We start from the raw sequence: 24,623 nt of genomic DNA on the forward strand, positions 1-24,623 counted from the left end.
CAAAGAGGATAGGAGTAGAGGAGCCTAAACCAACGCGTATATGAAAAATATAAGATTTAATAAAACCGGCACAGGGGAATTTTCTAAAACCTTGCACAGTCGAGTGAATAGCTATTTCAAAGAAAGGCAGAAGAACACCTATGGAGATCGTAGAATGGTAATTAAAAGTATTTTCATGATATCTGTTTTCTTTATTCCGCTTGCGGTTATTGGCTCCGGGCTAGTTTCCAGCACCTTGCTTCTATTTGCATTATATGTGCTAAGTGGTTTGGGAATGGCAGGAGTAGGAATGGGTGTCATGCACGATGCCATCCATGGATCTTATTCCAAAAATTCTCAAATCAATAAATATCTAGGGTATACGATGAATTTGATTGGGGCAAATGCAAGCGTTTGGCGTATTCAGCACAATGTGCTTCACCATACTTATACCAATATTGACCATGGAGATGATGATATCAATGCTCCGTTCTTTCTTAGATTTACTCCCAATGCCAAACGATATTGGATTCACCGATTCCAGCATATCTACATTTGGTTTTTTTACGGTCTTTCTACCATTTCTTGGATTACCACAAAAGATTTTGTCCGTGCGTTCCGCTATAAAAAATTAGGCTTTTTTAAAAAGAAGGGAGAATTCAAGAAGGTATTATTGAAAATTATCGGCTGGAAAGTCCTGTATTATAGCTATGCTTTGGTGATACCTTTGATCATGGTCCCTCTTCCTGCCTGGATCGTAATTTTGGCTTTCTTAAGTATGCATTTTGTGACGGGAATCTGTATCAGTTTGGTCTTTCAAACTGCCCATATTCTTTCTGAAACTTCCTTTCCTAAACCCAATGAGGAGGGATTGATAGAAAGCCAATGGATTACGCATCAATTCGCAACTACTAGCAATTATGCCCCCAAAAGCAGGATTTTTTCTTGGTTGATAGGTGGCTTGAATTATCAAGTGGAACATCATTTATTTCCAAATATTTGTCATGTGCATTACAGGAAAATTTCAAAAATCGTCTCCGATACCGCAAAAGAGTTTCAGGTTCCTTATTTGGTCAAAAGTAGTTTTCTAATGGCATTGGTAGATCATGTGAAAATGCTAAGGCAATTGGGAAAAGCATAAGAACCAGTATTTTTTTATGATCAGCTGATTCAATCTTTTTTAGGAAAGAAAGAATCCTACCAGTTTAATACCCTTGAAGTTTTTCTCTTCAAGGGTATTTTTTAGTTCATAGATTCTTTTTCACCCAGAGACCTTAGCTCTCACTTTTTGCTTCATGTCACCCTTCAAAGTTTTTGGCTGAAGATGGGAGTCATGTACATGATAGATTGGGGAAATCCTGGTAAATATGATTCTCTAAAGAAGGCAACCTATCAAAATCGCATGATCGAAGGAAAGTAAGATTAAAGAAACAAATAAGTAAAAAGCACCTTATTACATATCATAAGTTGCTTTTGTTAAATTACTATAATCCAATTAGTTATCAACCATAATAGTTGAACTGGTCAATAACCATTTTTTGCCCACCTTGGTCATGGTGTTATTATAGCTTCCAGATAAACTAACCGGTTGGCCATTGGAATTGCCAACGAGTTGGTAGGTGCCTTTGACAGTAGCTGTTCCATCTGCATTCATTTCTGAAGAGCCATGTTCAATGGATAAGGTTAACGCATTGGCAGCAAATTCTGCTTCCATGGCTGCAGTGATTTCTGCTATTCCACTGTATTTCCTACCGTCACTATAAGTTCTTACTGCATCATCCGTGTACATGGATGCCAAGGTGGATACATCTTCTTTATTGTATGCTTTTACATACTTTTTGGTGAGAGCTTTTGCTTCCTTCTCCAGATTTTGTGCTCGGAGAGGTAGGCTTAGAATTGTGCATGTAAACAACAATACCAAACTCAAGACAGTTAAGTTTTTCATAATAAAAAGGTTTATTGCGTTTGCCTACTCTTCACAGTTTTCGGCTTCCCTGGATTCATTCAATTAAAAATCCCAGCCTTTTCAAATAGATTTATCAATTTTTGAAATAGGCCTTTGTTTTAAAAAATTAGTACTTAAAACTAATAATAGCTTTAATATTCTTTTTTAATTTACATATAAAATTTGATTTGTTCAATCAGATTCCTTGAAAAGGACCTTCATCTTTGAATTTGCAAATGCTTCCTCCATTGGCCATTTGATTAGTTAGGTCGTTTCTCTTTTGAATTAGAATTAAGCATTTGCTGAAATTCATTAATCCGGTGCAGAAAATATCATCTTGGATTTACTTAGAAGTAAGTAAAATCTACTAAAGTTAAATTTTATGGTTAAAAAACTCGAAATTAAAGGAAAACCAATCTATTATTTTATGAAAAGGATTTTTCTGATTGTATCTGTACTTGCTTTTTTATGGGGGTGTAACCACTCTCAAGAGAATGCTGGAGTACCTGCCACCGTTTATTTTGGTGGGGATATTTTGACCATGGTAGGAAATGAGCCTTCTTATGTGGAAGCTTTGGTAGTAAAGGATGGTATAATCAGCTTTGCCGGAAATTCGGATGAGGCAATGCGAACAGCAGGTGCTGGACATCAAATGATTAATTTGGAAGGAAAAACATTAATTCCAGGATTTATTGATGGGCACGCACATTTTGCCAATTTTTCTATCCAAGCTATAGGAGCCCTATTATTACCTTCTCCAGATGCTGATGTAGACAATATTCCAACCTTGATTGAGAAGTTAAAAGCTTGGAATACTCCTGAAAACAGAGCATTAACAGGATGGATTTTTGGGACTGGATTTGATGATTCTGTGTTGGAAGAAAAACGTTTTCCTACGAAACATGATTTGGATCAGGTGACGACTGAGTTTCCTATCCTGATCATGCACATCTCTGGCCACTTTGCTGTAGTAAATTCCAAAGGTTTGGAATTGTTGGGAATAAGTGCAGAGAGTAAAGATCCTGAAGGTGGAATTATTAGAAGAGAACCTAACTCCCAAGAACCAAATGGAGTCTTGGAAGAATTGGCAGCCATTCCACATATGTTAAAGGCGATGAGTCCAAAAACCCCTGAAGCCAGTCAGAAATTTTTTGATGCAGGCCAGGACATGGCCCTTTCCTTTGGGTATACTACTGCCCAGGAGGGAAGAGCCATGGAAAACCATGAATTGCTCGCAAAAATGGCTGAGGAAAACAAATTGAAATTGGATGTGGTCAGTTACATTGATTACCTATATGTAGATAAGTACATGGGAACTAAATGGAATAGTAAATCCTATTTGAATCATTATAGAATAGGGGGAATGAAATTGACCTTGGATGGTTCACCTCAGGGAAGAACCGCATGGAGAACAGAACCTTACCTAATTCCTCCAGATGGTGCAGATAAAGATTATGCCGGGTATCCCGCAATTCCTAGCGACTCTGTACTAAGTAATTATTACAGAAAAGGCCTTGAAAATAACTGGCAAACAATTACCCATACCAACGGGGATGCTGCAGTAGATCAAATGATCCGAGCCCTCAACCCCTTGTTTGAAGAATATGGGAATGAGGATCGGAGGTTTGTGATGATCCATGGCCAATATGTGCGATTTGATCAATTAGACGAACTGGCTAAGATGAAAATCATTGCCTCTTTATTTCCATTACACACATTTTATTGGGGAGATTGGCATAAGCAACTCATTGGGGACTCATTGGGAAATAGGATAAGCCCTACAAGAACTGCCATTAATAAAGGTTTGAATATTACCATTCACACGGATGCACCGGTAGCCTTACCCAATTTGATGAGAGTAGTTTGGACCGCAGTCAGTAGGGTTTCCAGATCAGGAGATGTTATTGGAGAGGAGCAAAGACTTAGTCCATATGAGGCATTACAGGCGATTACGACTTGGAGTGCTTACCAACACTTTGAAGATAAAACGAAAGGAACTTTAGAAAAAGGAAAATTGGCTGATTTGGTGATTTTGGACAAAAATCCGTTAAAAGTGGAAGTAGCCGATATTAAAGATATTAGGGTGATGGAAACAATTAAGGAGGGAGAAACTGTCTTTAAAAGAATGGAATAGCCTCCATATTCACTTTAAATTATTTTTCATTGAATTAAATGTTATTCTTCCAAAATTCGAATTTGATAAGATTTAATTTCTGAATTTCCGGGGCTGAGTTTTCGAATTCCTTCTTTATCTATCAGTTTCCCAGAGGCATTTACTGAGTCCGCTATTCCGAGCCAAGGTTCTATGCATACAAATGGAGCACCGGGTTTTGCCCAGATTCCCAGGTAATCAAAATCTTCAAATTCAACCTCTAAAACAGGTCTTTGCTTTTGATGAACCAAACTGGCTTTTTTTGATTTTAAATGCTTAAAAATCAAGGCATCTGCATCAAAGATATGTTCCTGCAAAGGGATTAAATTAGAATTATTCAGGATTTGATCTCCCTCATTACCTATTAAACCATTTGGCTGGATAAGCCAAGTATGGTCTTGTTCAACTTCTGGAAATTCAATTGCATACTCATCGTATTTCTCTCCGGTATGGATAGGACAGGCAAAGGCAGGATGACCACCCAACGAATAATACATATCCTGTTCTCCTGTATTTTTAACAAGGTGCTTTACTTCCAGGCAATTTCCAATGACTTGAAAAGTAATTTCCAACACAAAATGGAAAGGATAAATAGCCAAGGTTTCTGGAGACGAAGTCACTTGAAATACCAACCTGTCTTTTTCTTGTTTAATCACTTTCCCTAACTCTGAATTTCGAATAAATCCATGTTTCGGTAGTTCATACTCTTTTCCTTGAAACATGGTTTTACCGTCTTTTAAGGCACCTATGATGGGAAATAGGATAGGAGCTTGGCCAGTCCAATATTGTGGGTCGCCTTGCCAAAGATATTCAAGCTTGGTTGTTTTGGAATGGATAGAGCTGAGCTCCATTCCTTTAGAATTTATCTTAACGATCAGAAGATCAGATTCAATGGTAAAAAGCATATCTAGAATTGAAATAGGAACGAAAGATAAAAATCAAATAATTAAATATAATCCTTCCTAGTTGAATTTATAAAGCCTAATTATCGTCCTACTACTTGTTTTTCTTCAAGTCCAATAATTTACCCAAGACGTAGTTGATTGATTTTGTAATTGGTAACTTTATTAAAATATAATTTTATAGTAAAAGAAAATTTATCTTATTGCTTTTGTAGGTGGTTTTCTCACAGACTAGAGCAGTTGATCCATCTTCAATTGATACTTTTACATGCCGTCGTAGGCTAGTATAAATAGTTGAAAAATAGTACTTTAATTGTATTGTTTTAAATATAAAGATAACCAAATTTTTACCCCTTATGCCCAAAATTAAGAACCTGGATGAATACCTTAAGAAACTAGAGTTATTACCTCCATTTCAAAAGCAATTATCTGATATACCAAATGAGGACTATAAATTGGATGTAGTGGATATCAATGAAACTTTGCCGATAGCTGCTGCTCCAATACAGTTCATTGGCAGTTTGAATTTCGGTCCTCGACTCTTTGTATTCAATGATCCTGACGATAATAACCGGGAGTTGGAGGAAGATGAACATGAAATAGTCAAAAGTGAAAACTCCCAAGACGAAGTACTGATAGTTCCGAATTATGATACCAATGCAATCATCCAATATGGCTTAGGAGTTTCCATCAAAGCGAGTTCCTCGAATGAGAAATTGGGTTTTTTATTTTCCGGAAGCGCCAATGTGAGGGTGAATACCTATAAGCAACATCCTAGGACTTATTCTTTACTAAAGGCTGCTACACAGGATTTGAAGAACTTTCCTTGGGTTTTTAGTATTGGAGAGCTGAAAAACCTAAAGAATAATGAGGCTTGTACCTTACAGTTTGCGGGCGTACTAAAATCTTCTCTGGAGGTTAAATGGAGTGATTTATACTCTGGAAGTTTACTTGGAGTTTCTAAACTGTTGAACGTTCCTGCTCCTTTGACCATTGAGGTGGATGCTGGAGCCAGCGTTCAGTTTGATTTTGGCATCCAAGATGACTTTGTTTTGATCATCAAAAAAGTATCTGGGCAAACCTATGAAATTGGAGTGAAAAAGAATAAAACCCAATCTTTTGGGGCTGGAGCTAAAATTGGTATTAACGCTTCTTTTTCAGAGAAAAGCCAAGGTGCTTTGGAAACAATACTACAAAGTTTATTAGAAAATTTTCTTAAAAAAGGGAAGTCGGAAATTGATGGTATTTTAAGTAAATCGAGAGTAGCTGATTTAATCCAAGAAGAACAAGACACCTTAACCAAGATCATGGAAACCATCGGCTATACTGGCCCTTTGGATAAAATTGCAGAAATGAAAGCTGCTTGGGAAAAGTATTTGGGTAAGATTCGAGATACCATTACCAAGGTTGCCACGGCAAAAATAGAAGCAGGTGTAAATTTTGAATACAGTCAAATCAAGACAGAAGAATGTTTTTTACTTGGAGAGCTCTCATTGGATGCATTGGTGCAATACCATCCTGACCTAATTAGACTTAGACTGGATGGTATCTTGGAAGATCAAACCGAAGGGGTAAATGTCAAAAAATACCTGGAAGACAAAAGCTACCAAAGAAAATCGGGGTTTGGTTTTGATTTAAAAGTGAATCAAAAGGGGCTAGGATTGGACTTTGATTCCAGTATTGAAGTTTTGACTCGAAAAAACGAAAAACCTGGATACCTCTATGTTAGCACCAAATCCGCAAAATCTTATGAAGGAGAACTATTTGGTGATAAATTTAAATGGTTGGCAGGCTTAGAAATAGCCACCAAAGATTTTGTAAAAGATCCAAAAATCAGTGATTTAGGGATTAAACAGCACCTAGGGTTTGAATGGAGCGAAAACAAGAAATTAGAGAAAAATGAAATCTATAAAATTATAGATACTGCTGTTCTTTGGGGATTGATCAATGGCTATGATCGGGAAGAAGCCTATCAGAATTTGAGTTCTGAATTAAAGACAAAAAATGCCAAAAATATTACGGTATCCCTGAATTTAGAGATACCAGAAGATACCTTTAAGGAAATTATCAGGGCAATGTATGAAGTGAAAAAAGCGAATTTGAATAATTATTATTCAAATCTTGCCTATGCTTTGGCTGCCTGTATTTTTAATAAAAATCAACCCATTCGAGATAGAATAGAGAAACATGGGAAAAATTTTCTATCCTATCTATCTACCCCTTCTTATAGATTGGATGACAGTTTAAAGGCCTATGCTGGTTATATCAATCAATCACAAATAGGCCAATTAAATAATGCCATAGATATGATCATCAATCGGGGAGGGGAAAGTTTCTCCGAAGATTCCGTGAAAAAGATTATTAAAGGATTCAACAAATTTCATAACAACATCTACAGAGTGAAAGTCTTGGGCTTTTTACTTTTCCATTTTGGAAGAATTACGGGAAGGGCAGCGGAAATTGAACCTTCTTTAAAAATTACTTACTCCAAAAATAATGAGGAAAAGGTGATCAATATGGTGCAAAACCTGAATCCTCAATATTTGAATTATTGATCAAGGAGGACTTAGATCATGCCAATCCATTTGAAAAAAAGCATAAATAACTAGTTGATTTAGTCAGTTAAAATCACTTTCACTGTGACGAGTAATTGGCCAAAATGCCGTTGTGTATGTTCCGCTGCATGAAATAATAATCCGCCCACCGTAGATGCCAATTGGGCTCTTCCTACAGGTCTAAAATCAGATAAGGTTTTAGGATCGATGGTAGATAAGAACTTTAAGAATTTAGCTATTTGTAAATCCAATTGGACTAAGAGCTCTTGAGAAGTGAGATCAGGATTTTCTTTTCCTTCTCTTTTCAGATAATCAAACTGGCCTTGACTTAAAGGTTCAGCTTTCGAATAAGTCGCCATCCGGTCCACAACTCCAGCAATATGTTGTAAGTGAAAAGCGGGACTAGCCATACCTGCAGGTCTTTTCCATAGTAGTTCAGAAGGAAATTCTTTCATGAGTGCATGAATTTCATCCTGAGCTTGCAATAGTGCATGAACAATTGGTTGAAACAAATCAGGAAAACCTTCAATGGGTCCTCTTAGCCAATATTCAGGTAGGATAGTCATGGTTTTAAAATTACATGGAAATTCAAATCAAGTTATTAGAATTAGTCAAATTTCTTAAAATGAATGACCCAACCATTTTTTCAACTAATTCAAGTTTGAGGTTTTCTAGGGATAGTTGCTTAAGATTTTTAAACTTGCATCTATATTTTAACCCATTCAAAAGTAAACTTCATGAACCTCAGCCATACCGTCAAAGCATTTGATGAATTAACCATCTACGAACTTTATGATCTTTTAAAATTAAGAAGTGAAGTATTTGTAGTGGAGCAAAACTGCGTGTTTCTGGATCAAGATGACAAGGATCAAAAATGTCATCATTTGATGTTGTATGAGGGAGAACAGTTGGTGGGCTATAGTAGATTAGTTCCTCCTGGTTTGTCTTATTCAGAAATGTCAATTGGACGAGTAGTCACCTCTCCGGCAGGTAGAGGAAAAGGTTTTGGAAGGATTTTAATGGATTTGTCCATCCAATATTGCCGTCAAATTTTAGGGGAAGGTCCTATCCGAATTGGTGCACAAACTTATGCACTGGGCTTTTATTCTTCATTGGGGTTTGTGTCTGATGGAGAAGTTTATGATGAAGATGGCATAGAGCACATAGAAATGTTAAGGAATGATTAAGGCAAGAAAGTCCTAAAGAAGAGTCAGCAATCTAACTTTCTTAAGTGTTAAGGATGGGTGTATTGTCCAGCTTTATAAGGATTGATAGAAACAAAAATGCGTGATAGGCATTTTGCTGATCATTTCCTGTAATTCGGAAGATAAGTTTCCATAAATATTTCCTTCAAAATCAGCCATAGATAGAGCCTTTTCAAGTAGCTTACTCATATTTGCTACATGGGTTAATAAGGCCTTGGAATTGGTATAAGTTTCTAATACATGACATACCGTGCCTGAAGAGTTAAAATACCATTCATATTTCTCAACACCTGTCTCATTTACCTTAACATGTTCAATACATTGTGGGATTAAATCCTTAAACGCATCTTCTTTTCCAGGATGAATTTTAAACTGGGCGTAAAACTGAATTTTTTTCATAGTGCTTTAGAATTTGGGTTAGTATAAGTTATTGAAAATAAGAGGTAAAACCTATAGGTATTAAGGGTTTACATCATGGAATGAATCTTTCTGAAACTGGCCATTGATCACTGATTACTGAACACTAAATCTATTTCAGGTTGCTGATTTGAGACTTTAGAATTTCTAGTCTTCTTCTTCCTGAACTGCTGATTGATCATCAAATACTGATCACCGATTACTGATCACTAATTGTTAAAAAACTGCACCAAATCCCCCTAACCCCCTTTTATGAATATTTACTATTCAATAAAAAATTTACTCCAAGGGGGAGTTAGTTCGATATTGAATTATGGTTACAGATAACTAAACATTTTAAATTTTACATTAAAACTGCTCACTGATTACTGACCACTGACCACTTACTACTAAAACCCGCTCACTCAGACTCCCGACTGCTTACTTCGACTTCTGAATGCTCACTATCCACCATTCCTTCAACAAAATACATTTTCATTTTGCCTTTATTCTTGACATAAATTTCCCCTCGATCTGAGAAGAGAAATTTATCCTTAATCAATTCATAGGTATATTCTGTGATATTAATCTTTCCAATCCCAGAGTAATATTCCATTCTTGAGGCACAATTCACCGTGTCCCCCCAAATATCATAAGCAAATTTCTTACTTCCCACTATACCCGCCACTACTGGACCAGAGCTGATTCCAATTCTCATATCAAAGCGGATCCGCTTTTCTTCCTCAATTTGCTTTGCTTTTTCAACAAACTTGAACATTTCCATGGCTGCTAAAACAATTCGTTCTGCATGGTCTTCTTGAGGAAAAGGAAGCCCGGAGGCACACATATAGGAGTCACCTAAGGTTTTGATCTTCTCTAGCTTATACTTTTCTACAATTTGGTCGAAATACGAAAAATAATAATCCAGACTCTTCACCAAATCCTCTGGAGCTAAATGTTCCGCATTACTGGTGAAGTTTTTAAAATCTGTAAACATCACCGAAACCGCATCAAAGCGCTTTGCATTTACTTTCCCGAATTCTTTTAATTCATTTACAGTTTCCTCAGGCAGAATGTTCTTAAGTAAATGATCTGATTTACTACGCTCATTTTCAATAATCCGATTCGTTTTACGGATAAATGAATTATTCCTGTAGAGTATGCCTGCTAAGATCCCAATAAAAATAAGTGCGATTGCAGTGGAAAAAATCATGATCTTTTGATTTCGGTATTTTTGATTCGCAAGATTTAATTCCATCTGCTTTTGATTGACTTCAAAATTTTTGGCTTTTTCAGCGATTTCTTCAACTGCTTGAAGGTTTCTGACACTATCTCTGGCAGCGATGTATTTTAAATGATAAAATAAAGCAGAATCCCGATCACCAAATTGGTTATGAAGCTCGAAAAGCATCTGACTTGCATCAGTAGTCTCCTTCATTAGGTGATATTTCTCAGCAAGATTTAAACTTTTTTGGGCATTAATAAATGCATTTTCAAAGTCATTTTCATTTAAATTGATTTTCGAGAGGTACAGATAATAGACTGAAATAGGATAGTAGTCTTCTTTTGAATACAGGATTTGAATAGCTTGATTTAAATTCTCTTTTGCTTGTTGGTACTTTTGAAGTTGAGAATAAACCATTCCTAGGTTACCAAGAGCATATGCAAAGCCTATTTCATAATTGAGATTACTAAAAATGGACTTAGCCTCTTCCAGACGGAGCATGGCTTTAGGGAATTCTTCTGTATAAAAATATCGATCTCCATCATTCAATAAGGCTGTGGCTAAGCGTAATGAATCATTCGAATTTCGAATAGCCTGTATCCCTTGCTCATAATAATTGTCAGCAGTCTCATAGTTTTTTAAGGTAGAATAGGTATCTCCTATACTGATAAATAGCACCCCAACTCGATCTTCTATTTTATATCGTTGAGCCAATTCAACCGCATGAAAATAAGCCTCCAAGGCCTCTGAATATTTTCCCTGAAGCTTATATCCATTTCCTCTTTGTAAATACCCATTAACCAAGTAGGTTTCTTCTGTACCCCAACTGGAAGCTTTGTCAATCAGTAAATTAGCGTAATGAAGTATATCGTCTGGGTTCGTTTGTGAAATGGCTATCTCATATAGCAGGAAGAGTTCATCCTGAAATACTCCACTTTCATAAACCTTTACCAAACTATCTGCCTTTGCCTGATCTTGTGCAAAAGCTGTTACCCCTTTATGGAAAAGGAATAAAAGAGAAATGAAAACGTAACACCAAGCTTTGAACATGGCTATTAGGTCATTCTAAGTTGAGGGTCAATTACATAAGATTGGAGGTTTCTAAAACTATCTGTGATGGTAAATATGATGTTGTATTGATAGATGTCATTGATATTGCCTTTTGTAGGAGTTGCCAAGATGATATTACCCAGAGGTAGAAGCGGGTCAAAGTCAAAAAATTCGTAAGCGCTGGACTTCTTTTCTGCAATACAAACAAGGTCCAAGCTATAATTTCTTTGTTGGGTATTATCCTCAAATTTGATCTTCCAAAGTAAGGCCCCATTTTTTACGATGTCAGTAATATATGAGTCTTTTGGTTCTCCGTATTCAAGAGTATTTCCACCACTGCTCAACTTAGTGTAATTGTTTATTGCATCGTTGTTTTCAGGAGGATAAGGGGAAGTGAATAATTCGGCAACTTGAACTGTAATGGTGATGATATTACTAGCTTGAGTAAGCTGATTTAGCTCTAAAGTGGACATAATAGTTAAAATTTTAGGTTGAAAAAAATAGAAAAAGAATGTGTATTAATCTGTAGATTAAGTAAAAATCAAATACAGCAAATGTCTCTTAAATAGACACTTAAGATACAAAAATTATCTTTACGATGTTGGAAAAATGCAGGTTGTATTTTTGCAGAAATTACTAAAAAACCTAAGCTCTCAATGGGAATTTGGTTCTCAAATTAGAACCTAATTAGAGATAAAAGAAAAATTAGAAAATTTGACTAAAGCCTGGTACAAGGGAGTGAATTTTTGATAGGAATGGGCTAAAGCTTCATTTCTATTTAAATGTTTTGTGTTTCAATAGTATTATCGAAACTATGCATAGCCTTCTACTTTAGCTGGAGGCTATATTTTTGTCAGCCCCAGCAAAAATTCGTATTTTAAAGAATAAGCGATTTAACTAAACCCAAAATAAACGAACCATGGATAAATTAGAGAAACTGGATATGATGGATAAAATCCTGAGGGAATTTGAGGATTTGAGAAACAGTCAAACTTCTGTCCTAAAGAAAATATCCAAAATTGAAGCGGATAATATTAATCTGGGAGTGAAGATTTTGGAAGAAAAATTACCAGATATATTTTTTGCAGTAGATACCAATCTTGGTTTGGTTACTGAGTTGGAAGAAAAATTTCAGGAATATCGGGATCAATTCTACACCTCGAACAACCTGAAAGCATTACAGGAAGAAAGACCATAAAAATAAAGTTCATTCAGACAAGGGAGTAGTTACACATTGGTGTATTGCTCCCTTTTCTTTTTTTCCAAGTATTCTAGGGACATCATAAATCTGAGCTCATTGCAGGTTCAAAATTCAGCAGCTTTCCTGATCGTTGGTTGGGAAGGTTAGTTGAAACTGTTAGAATGGATCAGGCTTCGTTTCCGGGTGTTTTTCCCAATACTGTACAATGGAAGGCATGTATTCGTCGCTTTCAATGGTCCCTTGTAAATCTGCTTTCTGACCTATGTACAGATATACCTTATTGTCCTCGACTTTTTCTACCGTTAGAGCATCCTTTTCAAGAATACGTTTGACACGTTCCCATTCTTTGGGATCAGTCACAAAGGTTTCGAAACGAATATAAAATTCTTCTCCAATGGGAGGAATAGGGTAGTCGCTTGGGATTTCAACACGTACGACCGGGTCTGTGGGGATAATAATTTTTAGGCTCATTGGGTTTTCTGGTTTAATTAAAGCTAGTTAGGATACGGGAGAAAGACAATTGGAGACGGATTTCTAAACTAATTTATCAATGGTTTTCTCCAGATTTGTTTAATTGGTATTTCAAGGGAACTTTTAAAAAAATTAGAATGAAAAAACAGCTCATTGCGTTAATCGCATTTTTCCTGTGCACCTGCACATTTGGACAAGAAGTCAAAGACATCAAGGTGTCTAGCTTTAATTTAAGAATGGACACACCTAATGATGGGGTCAATGCTTGGCCGAACCGAAAAGAAATGGTCAAAGCCTTGATCCAATACCATGACTTTGACATCATAGGAACTCAGGAGGGATTTACCCATCAATTAAATGACCTATTGGAAATGCCAGGCTTTGCCTTTATCGGTGCGGGTCGAGATGATGGGAAGCAAGGAGGGGAGCATTCTGCTATTTTATATAAGACCGACCGATTTGAAGTGATGGAATCAGGCGATTTTTGGTTACGGGAAAATCCAGAGGAACCCGGGTTGGGTTGGGATGCCACCTGTTGTAATCGAATTGCTTCCTGGGGCTTATTCAAAGACTTGGAAAGTGGAAAAGAGTTTTATGTATTCAATGCCCATTTTGATCATCAGGGAGTCATTGCCAGAAAAGAATCGGGGAAGTTGATGGTGAAAAAAATCCAGGAAATTGCCCAAGGAAAGCCGGTGATCTGTACTGGGGATTTTAATTCCACTCCGGATACCGAACAAATCATCTCCCTATCAACCTTGCTGCAGGATTCCTATCAGGTATCCAAACTACCACCTTATGGACCTGTGGGAACAACCAATCAATTTGTTTTTACTGCCCCTATGAAAAGCCGAATCGATTATGTCTTTGTCAGTGATGATTTTGAGGTATCCAAATATGCGGTCTTGACCGATGCCTTAAATCAACGCTATCCTTCGGATCACTTACCAGTGGTAGCGACGGTTAATTTTAAATGAATTTATTCTTGATAGAGCCGGGGTAATGTCAAATCATTGGGTTTTGGCAGGATTGGCGTTAATCGGGAGTTGTCTTGTCGCCAAAACAGGTAGCTGCTATCGTGGACTTCTCTCCACATCGTACCGCCGGCCCGTGGTCACTTCCGCCCACCGCATCTCATAGATTAGAAATTCTGCTAACTAACCTTCGGATAAGGTTTGAAAACACATTACATCTAATTCTTTAATAGACATATGGAGCAATATTATCCATATGAGAAAAATGTCCTTTCACTTTGTAAATCAGGTTATTTTTATTAAAATAGTACAATAAAACATATGAAAAATATAATAAATACAGATTCATGTAGTTCTTTGCTTATAAAAAGCATTTCATTTAAAATCAAGCATTTGAGATCTCTTCCAGAGAAAAATGAAAAGTATATTTCTGACATATCTTATCTTTCTTGCGCTACTTTTTTTTGGCGGAAATATTTATGCCCAGACCTATACCTATAATCCTAGTAAGGCTAATTGCACATCGAGGTGGACGGATGGAAATTGCTGGGACAAAGTAAATATCAGTGGCTGTTCAAATAATTCAACTAGCCTGTATCCGCCATTGGTGTCAAGTGCAAGCTTACCTGGTTATAATAATTTCAAGAACTACTGTGAAGTAAAAGTATATATCAATCATAATTTGCTTATTGATCCGGGTTTTGACTTTGGATTTTTAGGGCCGGATTACAAAATATTTCTAGGAGATAACGTCTCACTTACCACTCCGAGAAATCTTTTTTTACTGGAAAGAGCTACTGTGAGATTTTTAAAGTCATCAGGAACCAGTAATGCTTTGGTCAATCTGTTAAATATATATTATGTAAAACAGGCAAAATTTTATATTGAAGATAGGATAGTAGTAGAAAGTTATAATATTATACACCCAACTAGCAGCCAATATGAGGGGATCCTTTTCCATATAAATCCTTTGGGGGTTTTGAGAGTCTTCGATACCATGGCTTTTTTAAATGGAAATTCTAATAAGGTAGTAGTCGAAGGACTTTTCGAAGTTTCAAATTTTTCGCTTGATGCCGGCAACCCAGGTTTTACAGCTTCTGATATTAGTTTGAAAAACGCGCTACTGGTTAAAGGAACTGGTAGGTCCAATGTCTGTAGTGGAATCACTATAGCGGGTGATTCTTATGTAGCAGTAGAAGCAAATGGCACTCTCAATATTAAGTCCTTTAATTTGAGTGGCTCGACCATATTTGAAAACTGGGGGAACACAAATTCGAAATCTGTTAATATTTCCGGCGAACCTCGCTTTTGGTTGTATTCCAATTCCCATTTTAATAATCAAACCTTTACAAAAATCTCAGGAACGCCTCAATATGTTAAGTGTGGAACTACTGTTTCTAGTATCGATACTAACGTTGCAGGATGTACAGCGGGATATACTATAATAAGTGATCAGAATTACTGGGATTCTTCCACTGGAGATTGGTGTTTTAGAACTTTGCCGATTGGGTTTATAGATGAAAAACTTGATTATAATAAGCATAGTAAAACCATAGTCCTTCATTGGACTACTACCAAAGAAATGGAAAATGGTCATTTCGAAATAGAAAGGTCGATTAATGGTGTTGATAATTTTGAAAAAATCGGGGTAGTAAAAGGAGTTGGTTTTTCCGAGAATAATGTTTCCTACCAGTTTAAAGATGAAAAATTTCCAATTACTGGTGAGCGATTGTATTATCGGATTCGGCATGTGGACTCAAATGAAGATTATTCATTTGGCAATGTTATGTCGGTTTTGCCTATTACTGACAACACGATCGCAGCTAAATGGTATGCTTATCCAAATCCGAATAAAGGTCAATCACTTAAGGTCAATCTAGGAAATGTAAAGTTGACTGAACCCATCGAATTCCGGGTTTTCTCTCAATTTTCTCTGGGCCAACATTACAAGGCTTATGGTGAAGCGGAAATGAATCGAAAATTGGCTGAAATAGTCGGGAGCTTACCCAATGGACTTAATTTTTTGGAGGTTAGATCTGGAAATCGAACTGAAATTCTCAAGATTTTGGTAGAGAAGTAGGTTTAATTTTTTTGATCAAAGCAATAAAGAGAACACAAAGACCACTCGGATTAAACACCCTCCGTTGTGGCGGAGGGTTAGGGGATTTTCTCCTTCGGTCTTTTTTTTATTTGGCTTGTACAAGAGGATGTCAACCTGAGGAATTTAAGCTCTGGTAATAAAGAGGATAGGAGATTTTAACTCTGTCAATTTTTTAATAAACTTCTTATCCCTAAGACCTTAATTATGTTCTACTAACTATTTGGTTTTATTGATTTAAAACCTTAATTACTTTTAGTTATTCTTTAATTCACACTTAAATATTTTTCATTATGGCGATTGAAAACAAAATCTCAATCACGATCCCAGAGACGGATCTTCAGGCGGCAGCTGATGCCATCAACACCGCTAGGGAAATTTTAGCTCCCTATTTAATTGCGTTGACACCGAAGGAACGAATGATCCTTTCGAAGATGTCAGATGGCACCCGACCTTTTGTGGAGAAGTTCATGGATTATGTACCAACCGAACCTTCCTTTTTGCCTCGTTTTGTTCCGGTGGAAGAAATGCAAAAGGACTGGAAATCAAACAAGAAGATGGATAGTGTTTATAAGTCTGCCATGTTGCTCTGCAATGATTTGAATGACACGATGATGCTTGCTGGTTCGGAGGTGTATGAAGCTTCCTTAGCCTATTACAATTCGGTGAAAATTGCCGCCAGAATGCGGGCCCCAAATGCTTAGGGAATTTACGATGACCTGAAGATGCGTTTCGAAAGGCAGGGCAAACGAAAACCAGAAGCAGAAGCCTAGAGAGAATCTACTACAATACCCAATTGTACCTGGTCATTAGATCCGGTTTTTTTATGCCTTAGTATCAAAGCTTCCTTTAGATGGTGATGCAGGTCAATTCAATTAAAATCCAATCATCCTTTTCAACGGTAGAGGCAGTCTCAAAAGTCGATTAATTGTCAGCTTGGGTCTTTAATATTCATCGAAAACCCAAAAAGGGAATGACAGGTTTTTTTATGTTTGGCACTTTTGAAATACCAAAAGTCCCCCTCCACGATAGTTATCGGGAGTCTTTTGCCTGAATCGGCTTGAAAATGCCTTCGGACATTTTCTGCCAGATTGGGTCAAACGCTAAAAATCAACGGATTTCCGAACAAGTTCGGAACTAGCCGATTTTCTTAACGCTTATTGACTCCAATCTGTCACCAGCCACTTCAAAGCAAATCGTCAATTGATATTTCATGTGATATTTAAAGATTTTAGGTTGGACCCGCCTTCCAATTTTGGGTGTTAAGAAATCAATTGTGAGGGTGGTAATTAGGAGGCTTGTTTGACGAAAAATTTGCTATCCTTAACATCATAATTTGGCAAGATTTAATGTAAAATTGAGGAGTTTGCCGACGTTTGGGGAGAAAATTGATTTTAACCCAAAAATGGACAGCGGTGGGTTTTTTGGTCCTTTTTCACCTACAGGAAAAAGGACGTAGAAGTTAAATACCAGTAAGGGTGGATTGTGAAATTTAAAACTGAATCAATCCTTTTTTTAACAAATTATTCTGTTGTCATTATCAGGATGACCCTGGTCAATTCAATTAAAATTCAATCAACCTTTTCAAGAAATCAACTCTTGTTGGAATAGGCTTAACTACAAGGATCATATCGGCTTTTAAACAAATCTACCAATTCGGTACTTCCAACGACCAACAAGCAGGGTATTGAGAATAGGGCCTTTGTTAAATAGGTGAACGATCTATTCTAAAAGATGATCTAGTCTATTTTAAAGAGTAACTAGCTATTCAAAAAGGATCACCTAGTATGCTATAAGAATACCCAACTAGGCTAAAAGAGAAATCAGTTAACCAAATTAGCTAACCAATTCTCCAAATTAGGTAGCCAGTTATCCTTTGCCCCCCTAGGGGGTACCTCCGAGGTGGGGAGGGGTACTTCTGAATCTTACAAAATAATTTTAACTTTTGATAATTCTGAAAGTGTTGCTGTATAGGGTTTCCCTGATTGGTTTTTCGTTTTGTAGTTTTTTAAAGATTTGAAATCCCAATTTATTCCAAGAAGCTCTGGATCTGTTATTTGTTCTAATTCAACTACTAAATAGAATTTCTCCTTATTCTTTCCTGAAGATTCATCTTTGGGATATTTGGTTTTTCCCTTATCTAAATCTTTTATCGAATAGACTTTTGGTCCTTTACTAACGATTTTCCATAAACGACTCGAATCTTTATCTCCTTTTGTGTGTAGAAGTAAATATTTTGCAGATATAGTTTTAAAATCCAAAACTAGTGATCCATTTCCTGTACCAGTTCTAAAATTATATTTCTTTTCAGTTTCAATCCATTCCAAATGTTCAATAGATTTAAAATATCCTACTAAAACAAATGTTTCATCTGGTATTAAAGATCGATTGACACCAAAAGGCTCAGGAAGAAATTCATTTAAGTGATCATCATCACTTGGTGCATTTTTATAGATCTCATAGGATTTTAAGGCAATTTTTTCCCGTTGAGATGAACGATTAATAAAATGATTAATAACCTTTTTGATAAAGGTTTCAAGTTCTTTAGTGCCATCATCCTGCTTTGAAGGTCGAACAGGAAATGCACCTAAACCTGGAATAATCTCATGAAATCCCTTTCTTTCAATAGGGATAGCTCCTGGGTACAAAACATAAGCTCCCCCAGTTCTTCGAATTGCATCTTTATAAGCATGCATTTTCAAGAGATCGGCATTTTTATAAATACCACTTCTATTTGCTTTTTTTTCTTCCTCCAAGCCAATTTCCTGATCGGTCATTTGAAAAATGTTATCCGCTTTATACTTAGCATCAAAGTGTATGTGAACAATTAGTTCTTCTTTTTCTGCCTGAAGTTCATTTATTCCAAATGGCCAGACGGAAAGGGTATAATCAGGACGTAGGGTAGTAGTCCAACTGCCTGATTTTGGGTATTCGTTATTTCCTTGAAATGACCGATTGTAGTTAAACTTAACATGAAACTTGCGATTTCCAGAGTTGAAAATCCCTTTTAAAGCAGTGAATTTTCCCTGTTTCAGATTAATATTTAATCCTTCGTCTTTAATAGTTATCAATTTTTCCAATTGCTTGGCTTCGATATCAAATAGATGTTGAAGGATTTCTAGCAACTTGAAGAATAGCCAATATTCATAAAGAGTTGCAATGTCTTTTTTGCCTCCTTCATACACATCTTCTCCTCCTTTCCAGATTAATTTAGAAGCTAGGTCAAACATTAGCCAAACTCGCAAAATTTCCCGGTATCCTTCTTTTCTTTGAAGAACAGGACTGTTTAATTTCAATAAATGGGGGGCGGAGATTTCAGAGAAAATAGTATGGTGCAAATGGTTTTCCAATTCGGCAATTAATCTTTCTGATTCTCTGACAAGCTGACTTTGTGCGTTAAGCTTTCTTGCTTTAGAGTTAATTTCAACACAAAACCTTAAAAAGGTTTCCAAGGCGTATTTGATAAATCGATTCTCCTGAGTATCCAGTGAATCTACTTTTCTGGAAGAAAGTATTTTTGAAGGAAAAGAATCTAAACCAAATCCAGACAAGAGGTGAGACGAAGGAATCTTTATCCGATTTTTGCCTTTGATGAGTTCAGCTACTGCACTTCTTGAAAAACGTCGCACATTTCGTACATCCTTGAGTTCTGTATCTTCCTCCCATTTGGTGTTGGGAAATGAAACGATTCGGTGCAATGCCTCATGAAATTCTGATGTCCCTATAATCGACTTCAAAAAGATAAAGCGCTGGTAAAGTACAGCCTCGGGAATATCTTTTTCAAAATTCGTCTCAAAGTTTTGAGTGACAGGAGAATTAGTCTGTAAAAGAAGATCAGTACACTTCTCTGTGATGTATTCCAGCATATCCCGATAATCATCCCGATAGCCGGTTTTCCTCGATCTGACCTCTAAAGGAATTTTCTTTATTGGGAGGTCAATGCCTTTTTTCAAAAGGTTTAAATATAGAGTCCCCACATAAATATTTGGAGCCAAACTTCCCATATTGGGATGCTTTCTATGTGGTTGGATTATGTTTCCTTGAATAGATTCTAAATAGTAGTCAGGATCACTGAGTTCATAATCATAGAAGCAACCTTCTAGAATTTGATACCTGGCTTCATTGTTTTCCAAACTTTCCTGTTTCTCATCAAAAAGAGTCCCTACCTGTTTTTCAAGGATTTCAAGAGCCAATGCTTTTTCTACATCAGACAGATCAATCAATATGTTGGAGGTAGCTGGCATAGGCTACGCTTCGGCAAAGCTGGCAAAACCGTTTTCAATAGCTGCCTTGTGCATTCTAGAAAGCTTTTCGTAGGAAATTGGATACTTAACTTGATCCTTTTCCACTTCAAAAACCTTGTTTTCAATAGAAACATTTTCTTTCTCTGTTTTGCTAGAATCCTTCACGCAAAGATTAGCTAGAGCAGTTAAAACAGGTGCAAGCTTTCGTCTTGATCCGTGCAGTTTGGGAAGTAGTTTTTGGACAATAGCGATATCCAACTTAGCATCTTCATCCAAGTTCATGTCAATCTTACCCAAGCGGTCGATTAGTTTGAGAATTTCCGTGGCTGGTCGATATCCGAACTCGGCTCCTACTTTTTTCAGTTCAACAAAGAAATTACCCAATTCTTGCTTGACCACTTCCATTCCCTTTGAAGGAACTGATTTATCCATGGCCTTTTCCAAAAAGCTAAATGCCATTTTTGCACCTTTCGATTCTAGTTCTTCAATGTTTACTTCTCCGACTTGATCCAAGAAAGAGTTCATTTCCTCAGGAGTAATCCGGAATTCAATAGTATTGGCCCGATCCAGAACTTTGGGGCTAAACATATGAGTGGTCTCATCAATATTTACAGTGCCAATAATAAAAAGATTCTTAGGTAAATCTATTTTTGAATTAATTCCGCTGATGGGATTATTTTCTTTATGTATTGGAATTTTCTCACCCGACTCCATAACACTTAGAAAATCAGCAAAGTATCTTTCAACATGACTTAGGTTCATCTCATCTAAAATCAAAAAATATGGGAGGTCTGGATTTTCATTTGCTTCAATAAAGAGATCCAAAGCACCATTTTCTGGTTTTACATACTCTTTTCTATCAAGTGCATTTGGGTAACCTAATAGTGGTTCGCGATTGGTCCAGTCAGCACCAACAGGAACAACTTTATATTGATTTTTTGCTTCACATATCCATTTTACAAAAGCTTGTGCAAGTTTGGTTTTTCCGGAACCAGAAAGGCCTGTGAGAATCAAGAATGATTTAGCCATTAATGATCCAACGAATCTTGTCACCAGTTTCTTTTCAAATATTAATTTTCCTTTTTTTAAATAGGAATGAAATGCATTCAAATCAAACTCCTCCTGTGATTTATCGTATTCTGCATTGATTTTTTCTCCTTTAATTAGTCGATAGAGTCTTTCCGGACAAGGTGTCAAATAAGCTCCTTGTCTCAACTCTAAATTGGAAGTGTAAAAAACCTCTGAATCCTCAGATATTTCTCGTAAAACCTTTGCATTCAAATCATTTAGAATTCGACTTCGATGAATTTGATTCTCAAAAATCTGGAATTGCTTTAATGGGATTAAATATGCCGGACCCTCCCAATTAGTTCCTTCAATTCCTTTGGTTTCAATAACGTTTGAACTCGCCACACTTTGACCGATAAAAGCCTTATTATCCACCAAATGGAGGATGATATCTCCTTCCCGAACCAACCTCATGTTTTTATAAATATCAGCACCTCGTTTATCTTTTGTTGGCGACCACAATGCTTTTCCTAAAGAACGATCACCTTTTGTTCTATCAGGTCGATCCTTCACAATAGTTTTTTCAATCCAAATATTCATGGTTTCTGGTTTAATGTATTTTTTTGGTTGGATTAAAAAATCATTCTCGGTAAGAATTTTAAAAGGGATTTCGACATTATTTCCAAAGTCTTCTAATGTTAAATCTTTCCCACCTTTAAGTTGATTTGCAATCGAAAGAACTAAAATTGGAGGGTATTTTTTTTCTTCATAAATCAAATCGTAGGTAGATGAATGTCGTCCCTTTTTAAGTGCGGGATTATTATTTATTTCTCTAATTGCTTTAATTAATTCATCTCTAGAAAAAGACTGTCCCATAATATTTTATAAAAGTTTTTAAAAAGTGGATTACCTTAAGCCAACTCCCTTAAATCCACAGGCACCACTCTAGAAACTCCTGCTTCAATCAAGGTAATACTATAGATAATATCCGTGCTGGCTAGGATTTGCTTGTGTTGAGAGATGATGAAAAGTCATCTTTTTTTTCAACAAGCTTAAAGATATATGGAAACCTAAAAACTTAAGGTCCATTTATCAGAAAAACTAAAAATTAGTTACTATTTCAAATATAATCACTCGGATTTCCTTTTAATTAACTCCTTCAATCCAATTCCACCTCTCTAGAACCTTCAGCCTTTATGTCATTATAAATTTGTACCTTAAACTTTCTTTACTGTTTAGCGGGTAAGGGTAAGTAAATGAGGTGTTTAAATTCGTTTTATAGAGTGGGAAACCTCCTTTTTTTGCCCCACTTGGTGAATCCTCTTTTGTGCCGATTAAGAAATTATCAGCCATTCCCAAACAATAAACCGTGGTGTGCAACGACCACTCAAAGAAAACGGGGCGACACTTTAATTTTTAAGAGTAAAAACAACTAAACTTTAACCATGACAGAATCTAAAATAATTACAGTATTTGGTGCCACTGGAGCACAGGGTGGAGGGCTTGCAAGAGCTATTTTATCTGATTCCAACTCAGAATTTAAAGTGAGGGCAGTTACCAGAAATGCTGATTCTAACAAAGCAAAAGCTTTGGCCGAATTAGGAGCCGAAATCGTAGAAGCAGATATTGATGATGCTGTAAGCGTTAAAAAGGCGGTTGAGGGAGCTTATGGAGCCTTCTTTGTTACTTTTTTCTGGGAACATTTTTCAGCCGAAAAGGAATATCAAGAAGTAGCTGATTTCGCCAAAGCGGCCAAGGAAGCTAATTTGAAACATGTCATTTGGTCTACGCTGGAAGATACCAGAAACTGGATTCCTCTGGATGACGACAGAATGCCTACCCTACAAGGCAAATACAAAGTGCCTCATTTTGATGGAAAAGGTGCTGCGGATCAACTCCTGGTAGATGCTGGCTTACCTGTTACTTTGTTAAGAACATCTTTCTTCTGGGATAATTTTATCCATTTCGGGATGGGCCCACAAAAAGGAGAGGATGGAAACTATTACATCGCTTTCCCATTGGATGACAAGAAGCTATGTGGTATGGCTGCTGAAGATATTGGTAAATGTGCCTATAGCATATTCAAAAATGGTAATGGAGCTGTTGGAGAAATTATCGGTATTGTAGGAGAGAAGTTAAGTGGTGATGAGATGGCTGCAAAACTTTCAAAAGCATTGGATATCAATGTGATTTATAATAATGTAAGCCCAGATATGTATCGCAGCTTTGGCTTCCCAGGAGCTGATGATTTGGGCAATATGTTCCAGTTTAAAAGAGATTTTAATGAGGATTTTAACGCGGTACGTAGCGAAGAAGTGTCTAAGGAGCTAAATCCGGAATTGCAGAACTTCGACGAATGGCTTTCTGTAAATGCTTCAAGCATTCCGGTAGAATAATCGTTTGATAAAATTAAAGGCTGGCAAGGCTATTCCTCTACTTCATAATGTTAGGAAGGTTCTTGCCAGTCATTTTTTATGATACATTCAGGGTCGTGATAGCGGATTGATTTTTATGGACATTGGATCCTATCTGGGTGGATTTTATGAATTTTCTTTATAGGTAGTTATTGTCTTTTAATCCCAAAGGGATTTCATGTTTATAGGAAATAGGGTGTGAGATTGTATTCGACCCCGACGGGGTCGCATTTTCAAGAATTGACATTAACTATAAACATTGGACCCATTCTGGGTCATGGTAGGCGTTTGATTGTTATGATCATTGAATCAGTTCTGAATTTCAATCATTCCAATCAAATAAATATTCATCCTTAAATACTATTTGAAAATTCTTTAAAAACTCCTTGTATTCTTCTTGAAAGGATCGTTTCTGATGATGTTCCTTTTGATTTTGGATGTATGCAATCACATTATTCAAAGAAGATTGCGAATAAGAAAATGCGCCATATCCTTCCTGCCATTGAAATTTGATTTTATTTGGAAACTTTCAGTTTAACCAATCATTGGTAGATTTTTTAATTTCTCTTACCAAATCCGATAAACAACAATTAGGCTTCATACCTATAAGGAAATGGATGTGATCAGGCATTCCATTTATGGCGAGCATTTTCTGACCTTTATTAGAAACTATTCCTGTGATATATTTATACAATTCCTCCTCCAAACTATTAGAAATAAGAGAATTTCGACCTTTAACCGCAAATACAACCTGAATATAAATTTGTGAAAAAGTACCAGCCATTTTAATGTAACTTCTAAAGT

The 24,623-nt window shown here is 36.5% G+C and carries 18 protein-coding genes and 1 pseudogene; 9 read left to right on the forward strand and 10 right to left on the reverse strand.

Going from position 1 to position 24,623, the window contains the following annotated elements:
- The first annotated feature begins 40 nt into the window (after window positions 1–40).
- Window positions 41–1,120: a fatty acid desaturase family protein gene (locus JYB62_RS03710; protein WP_243431432.1), complete on the forward strand. Its 1,080-nt coding sequence runs from the start codon at window positions 41–43 to the stop codon at window positions 1,118–1,120.
- A gap of 354 nt (window positions 1,121–1,474) precedes the next feature.
- Here JYB62_RS03710 and JYB62_RS03715 read toward each other — a convergent pair whose 3' ends face one another.
- Complete coding sequence (locus tag JYB62_RS03715) at window positions 1,475–1,924, reverse strand: YybH family protein (protein ID WP_205644084.1); 450 nt, start codon at window positions 1,922–1,924, stop codon at window positions 1,475–1,477.
- A gap of 427 nt (window positions 1,925–2,351) precedes the next feature.
- On the opposite strand from JYB62_RS03715, the gene JYB62_RS03720 reads away from it, so the two are divergent.
- A complete protein-coding gene (locus JYB62_RS03720) occupies window positions 2,352–4,058 on the forward strand; it encodes an amidohydrolase (protein WP_205644085.1) in 1,707 nt (568 codons plus the stop codon).
- A 41-nt stretch (window positions 4,059–4,099) separates the two neighbouring features.
- Here JYB62_RS03720 and JYB62_RS03725 read toward each other — a convergent pair whose 3' ends face one another.
- On the reverse strand, window positions 4,100–4,981 hold the full coding sequence (locus tag JYB62_RS03725; protein ID WP_205644086.1) for an aldose 1-epimerase family protein: 882 nt from the start codon (window positions 4,979–4,981) through the stop codon (window positions 4,100–4,102).
- A gap of 353 nt (window positions 4,982–5,334) precedes the next feature.
- Between JYB62_RS03725 and JYB62_RS03730 the strand changes: the two genes are divergently transcribed.
- The gene (locus JYB62_RS03730; protein WP_205644087.1) at window positions 5,335–7,533 is read left to right on the forward strand and encodes a hypothetical protein; all 2,199 of its coding nucleotides are present in this window, start codon (window positions 5,335–5,337) and stop codon (window positions 7,531–7,533) included.
- 59 nt (window positions 7,534–7,592) lie between these two features.
- On the opposite strand, the gene JYB62_RS03735 is transcribed toward JYB62_RS03730, so the two are convergent.
- Window positions 7,593–8,099: a DinB family protein gene (locus JYB62_RS03735; RefSeq protein WP_205644088.1), complete on the reverse strand. Its 507-nt coding sequence runs from the start codon at window positions 8,097–8,099 to the stop codon at window positions 7,593–7,595.
- Between the two features lie 171 nt (window positions 8,100–8,270).
- Here JYB62_RS03735 and JYB62_RS03740 point away from each other — a divergent pair, with 171 nt between their 5' ends.
- Complete coding sequence (locus tag JYB62_RS03740) at window positions 8,271–8,720, forward strand: GNAT family N-acetyltransferase (protein WP_205644089.1); 450 nt, start codon at window positions 8,271–8,273, stop codon at window positions 8,718–8,720.
- Window positions 8,721–8,792: 72 nt separating this feature from the next.
- Here the strand turns inward: JYB62_RS03740 and JYB62_RS03745 are convergent, their stop codons facing one another.
- The 3 genes from JYB62_RS03745 to JYB62_RS03755 all read right to left on the reverse strand — a co-directional run bounded on the left by JYB62_RS03745 (window position 8,793) and on the right by JYB62_RS03755 (window position 11,882).
- The gene (locus JYB62_RS03745) at window positions 8,793–9,137 is read right to left on the reverse strand and encodes a putative quinol monooxygenase (protein ID WP_205644090.1); all 345 of its coding nucleotides are present in this window, start codon (window positions 9,135–9,137) and stop codon (window positions 8,793–8,795) included.
- Between the two features lie 418 nt (window positions 9,138–9,555).
- Window positions 9,556–11,409, reverse strand: a complete 1,854-nt coding sequence (locus JYB62_RS03750; RefSeq protein ID WP_205644091.1) for an adenylate/guanylate cyclase domain-containing protein — start codon at window positions 11,407–11,409, stop codon at window positions 9,556–9,558.
- Between the two features lie 5 nt (window positions 11,410–11,414).
- A complete protein-coding gene (locus JYB62_RS03755; protein ID WP_205644092.1) occupies window positions 11,415–11,882 on the reverse strand; it encodes a hypothetical protein in 468 nt (155 codons plus the stop codon).
- Between the two features lie 446 nt (window positions 11,883–12,328).
- Between JYB62_RS03755 and JYB62_RS03760 the strand changes: the two genes are divergently transcribed.
- Window positions 12,329–12,607: a hypothetical protein gene (locus JYB62_RS03760; protein ID WP_205644093.1), complete on the forward strand. Its 279-nt coding sequence runs from the start codon at window positions 12,329–12,331 to the stop codon at window positions 12,605–12,607.
- A gap of 159 nt (window positions 12,608–12,766) precedes the next feature.
- On the opposite strand, the gene JYB62_RS03765 is transcribed toward JYB62_RS03760, so the two are convergent.
- A complete protein-coding gene (locus JYB62_RS03765; RefSeq protein ID WP_205644094.1) occupies window positions 12,767–13,081 on the reverse strand; it encodes a hypothetical protein in 315 nt (104 codons plus the stop codon).
- 137 nt (window positions 13,082–13,218) lie between these two features.
- Here JYB62_RS03765 and JYB62_RS03770 point away from each other — a divergent pair, with 137 nt between their 5' ends.
- From JYB62_RS03770 to JYB62_RS03780, 3 genes are all read left to right on the forward strand, one after another.
- Complete coding sequence (locus JYB62_RS03770) at window positions 13,219–14,058, forward strand: endonuclease/exonuclease/phosphatase family protein (RefSeq protein ID WP_205644095.1); 840 nt, start codon at window positions 13,219–13,221, stop codon at window positions 14,056–14,058.
- Window positions 14,059–14,470: 412 nt separating this feature from the next.
- Window positions 14,471–16,135: a hypothetical protein gene (locus JYB62_RS03775; RefSeq protein ID WP_205644096.1), complete on the forward strand. Its 1,665-nt coding sequence runs from the start codon at window positions 14,471–14,473 to the stop codon at window positions 16,133–16,135.
- 311 nt (window positions 16,136–16,446) lie between these two features.
- On the forward strand, window positions 16,447–16,857 hold the full coding sequence (locus JYB62_RS03780) for a hypothetical protein (protein WP_205644097.1): 411 nt from the start codon (window positions 16,447–16,449) through the stop codon (window positions 16,855–16,857).
- 1,221 nt (window positions 16,858–18,078) lie between these two features.
- Here the strand turns inward: JYB62_RS03780 and JYB62_RS03785 are convergent.
- Both JYB62_RS03785 and JYB62_RS03790 read right to left on the reverse strand, forming a co-directional pair.
- Window positions 18,079–20,397, reverse strand: coding sequence for a DUF2357 domain-containing protein (locus JYB62_RS03785; RefSeq protein WP_205644098.1), 2,319 nt, complete (start codon window positions 20,395–20,397; stop codon window positions 18,079–18,081).
- A gap of 3 nt (window positions 20,398–20,400) precedes the next feature.
- Entirely contained in the window at window positions 20,401–22,281 is a 1,881-nt protein-coding gene (locus JYB62_RS03790) for an McrB family protein (protein WP_205644099.1), read from the reverse strand.
- A 569-nt stretch (window positions 22,282–22,850) separates the two neighbouring features.
- Between JYB62_RS03790 and JYB62_RS03795 the strand changes: the two genes are divergently transcribed.
- Window positions 22,851–23,801, forward strand: a complete 951-nt coding sequence (locus JYB62_RS03795; RefSeq protein WP_205644100.1) for an NmrA/HSCARG family protein — start codon at window positions 22,851–22,853, stop codon at window positions 23,799–23,801.
- Between the two features lie 340 nt (window positions 23,802–24,141).
- Here JYB62_RS03795 and tnpA read toward each other — a convergent pair.
- A pseudogene (tnpA, locus tag JYB62_RS20155) lies at window positions 24,142–24,603 on the reverse strand (IS200/IS605 family transposase).
- Window positions 24,604–24,623: the final 20 nt, after the last annotated feature.

It is taken from the genome of Algoriphagus lutimaris, from assembly GCF_017051705.1.
GTDB lineage: Bacteria > Bacteroidota > Bacteroidia > Cytophagales > Cyclobacteriaceae > Algoriphagus > Algoriphagus lutimaris.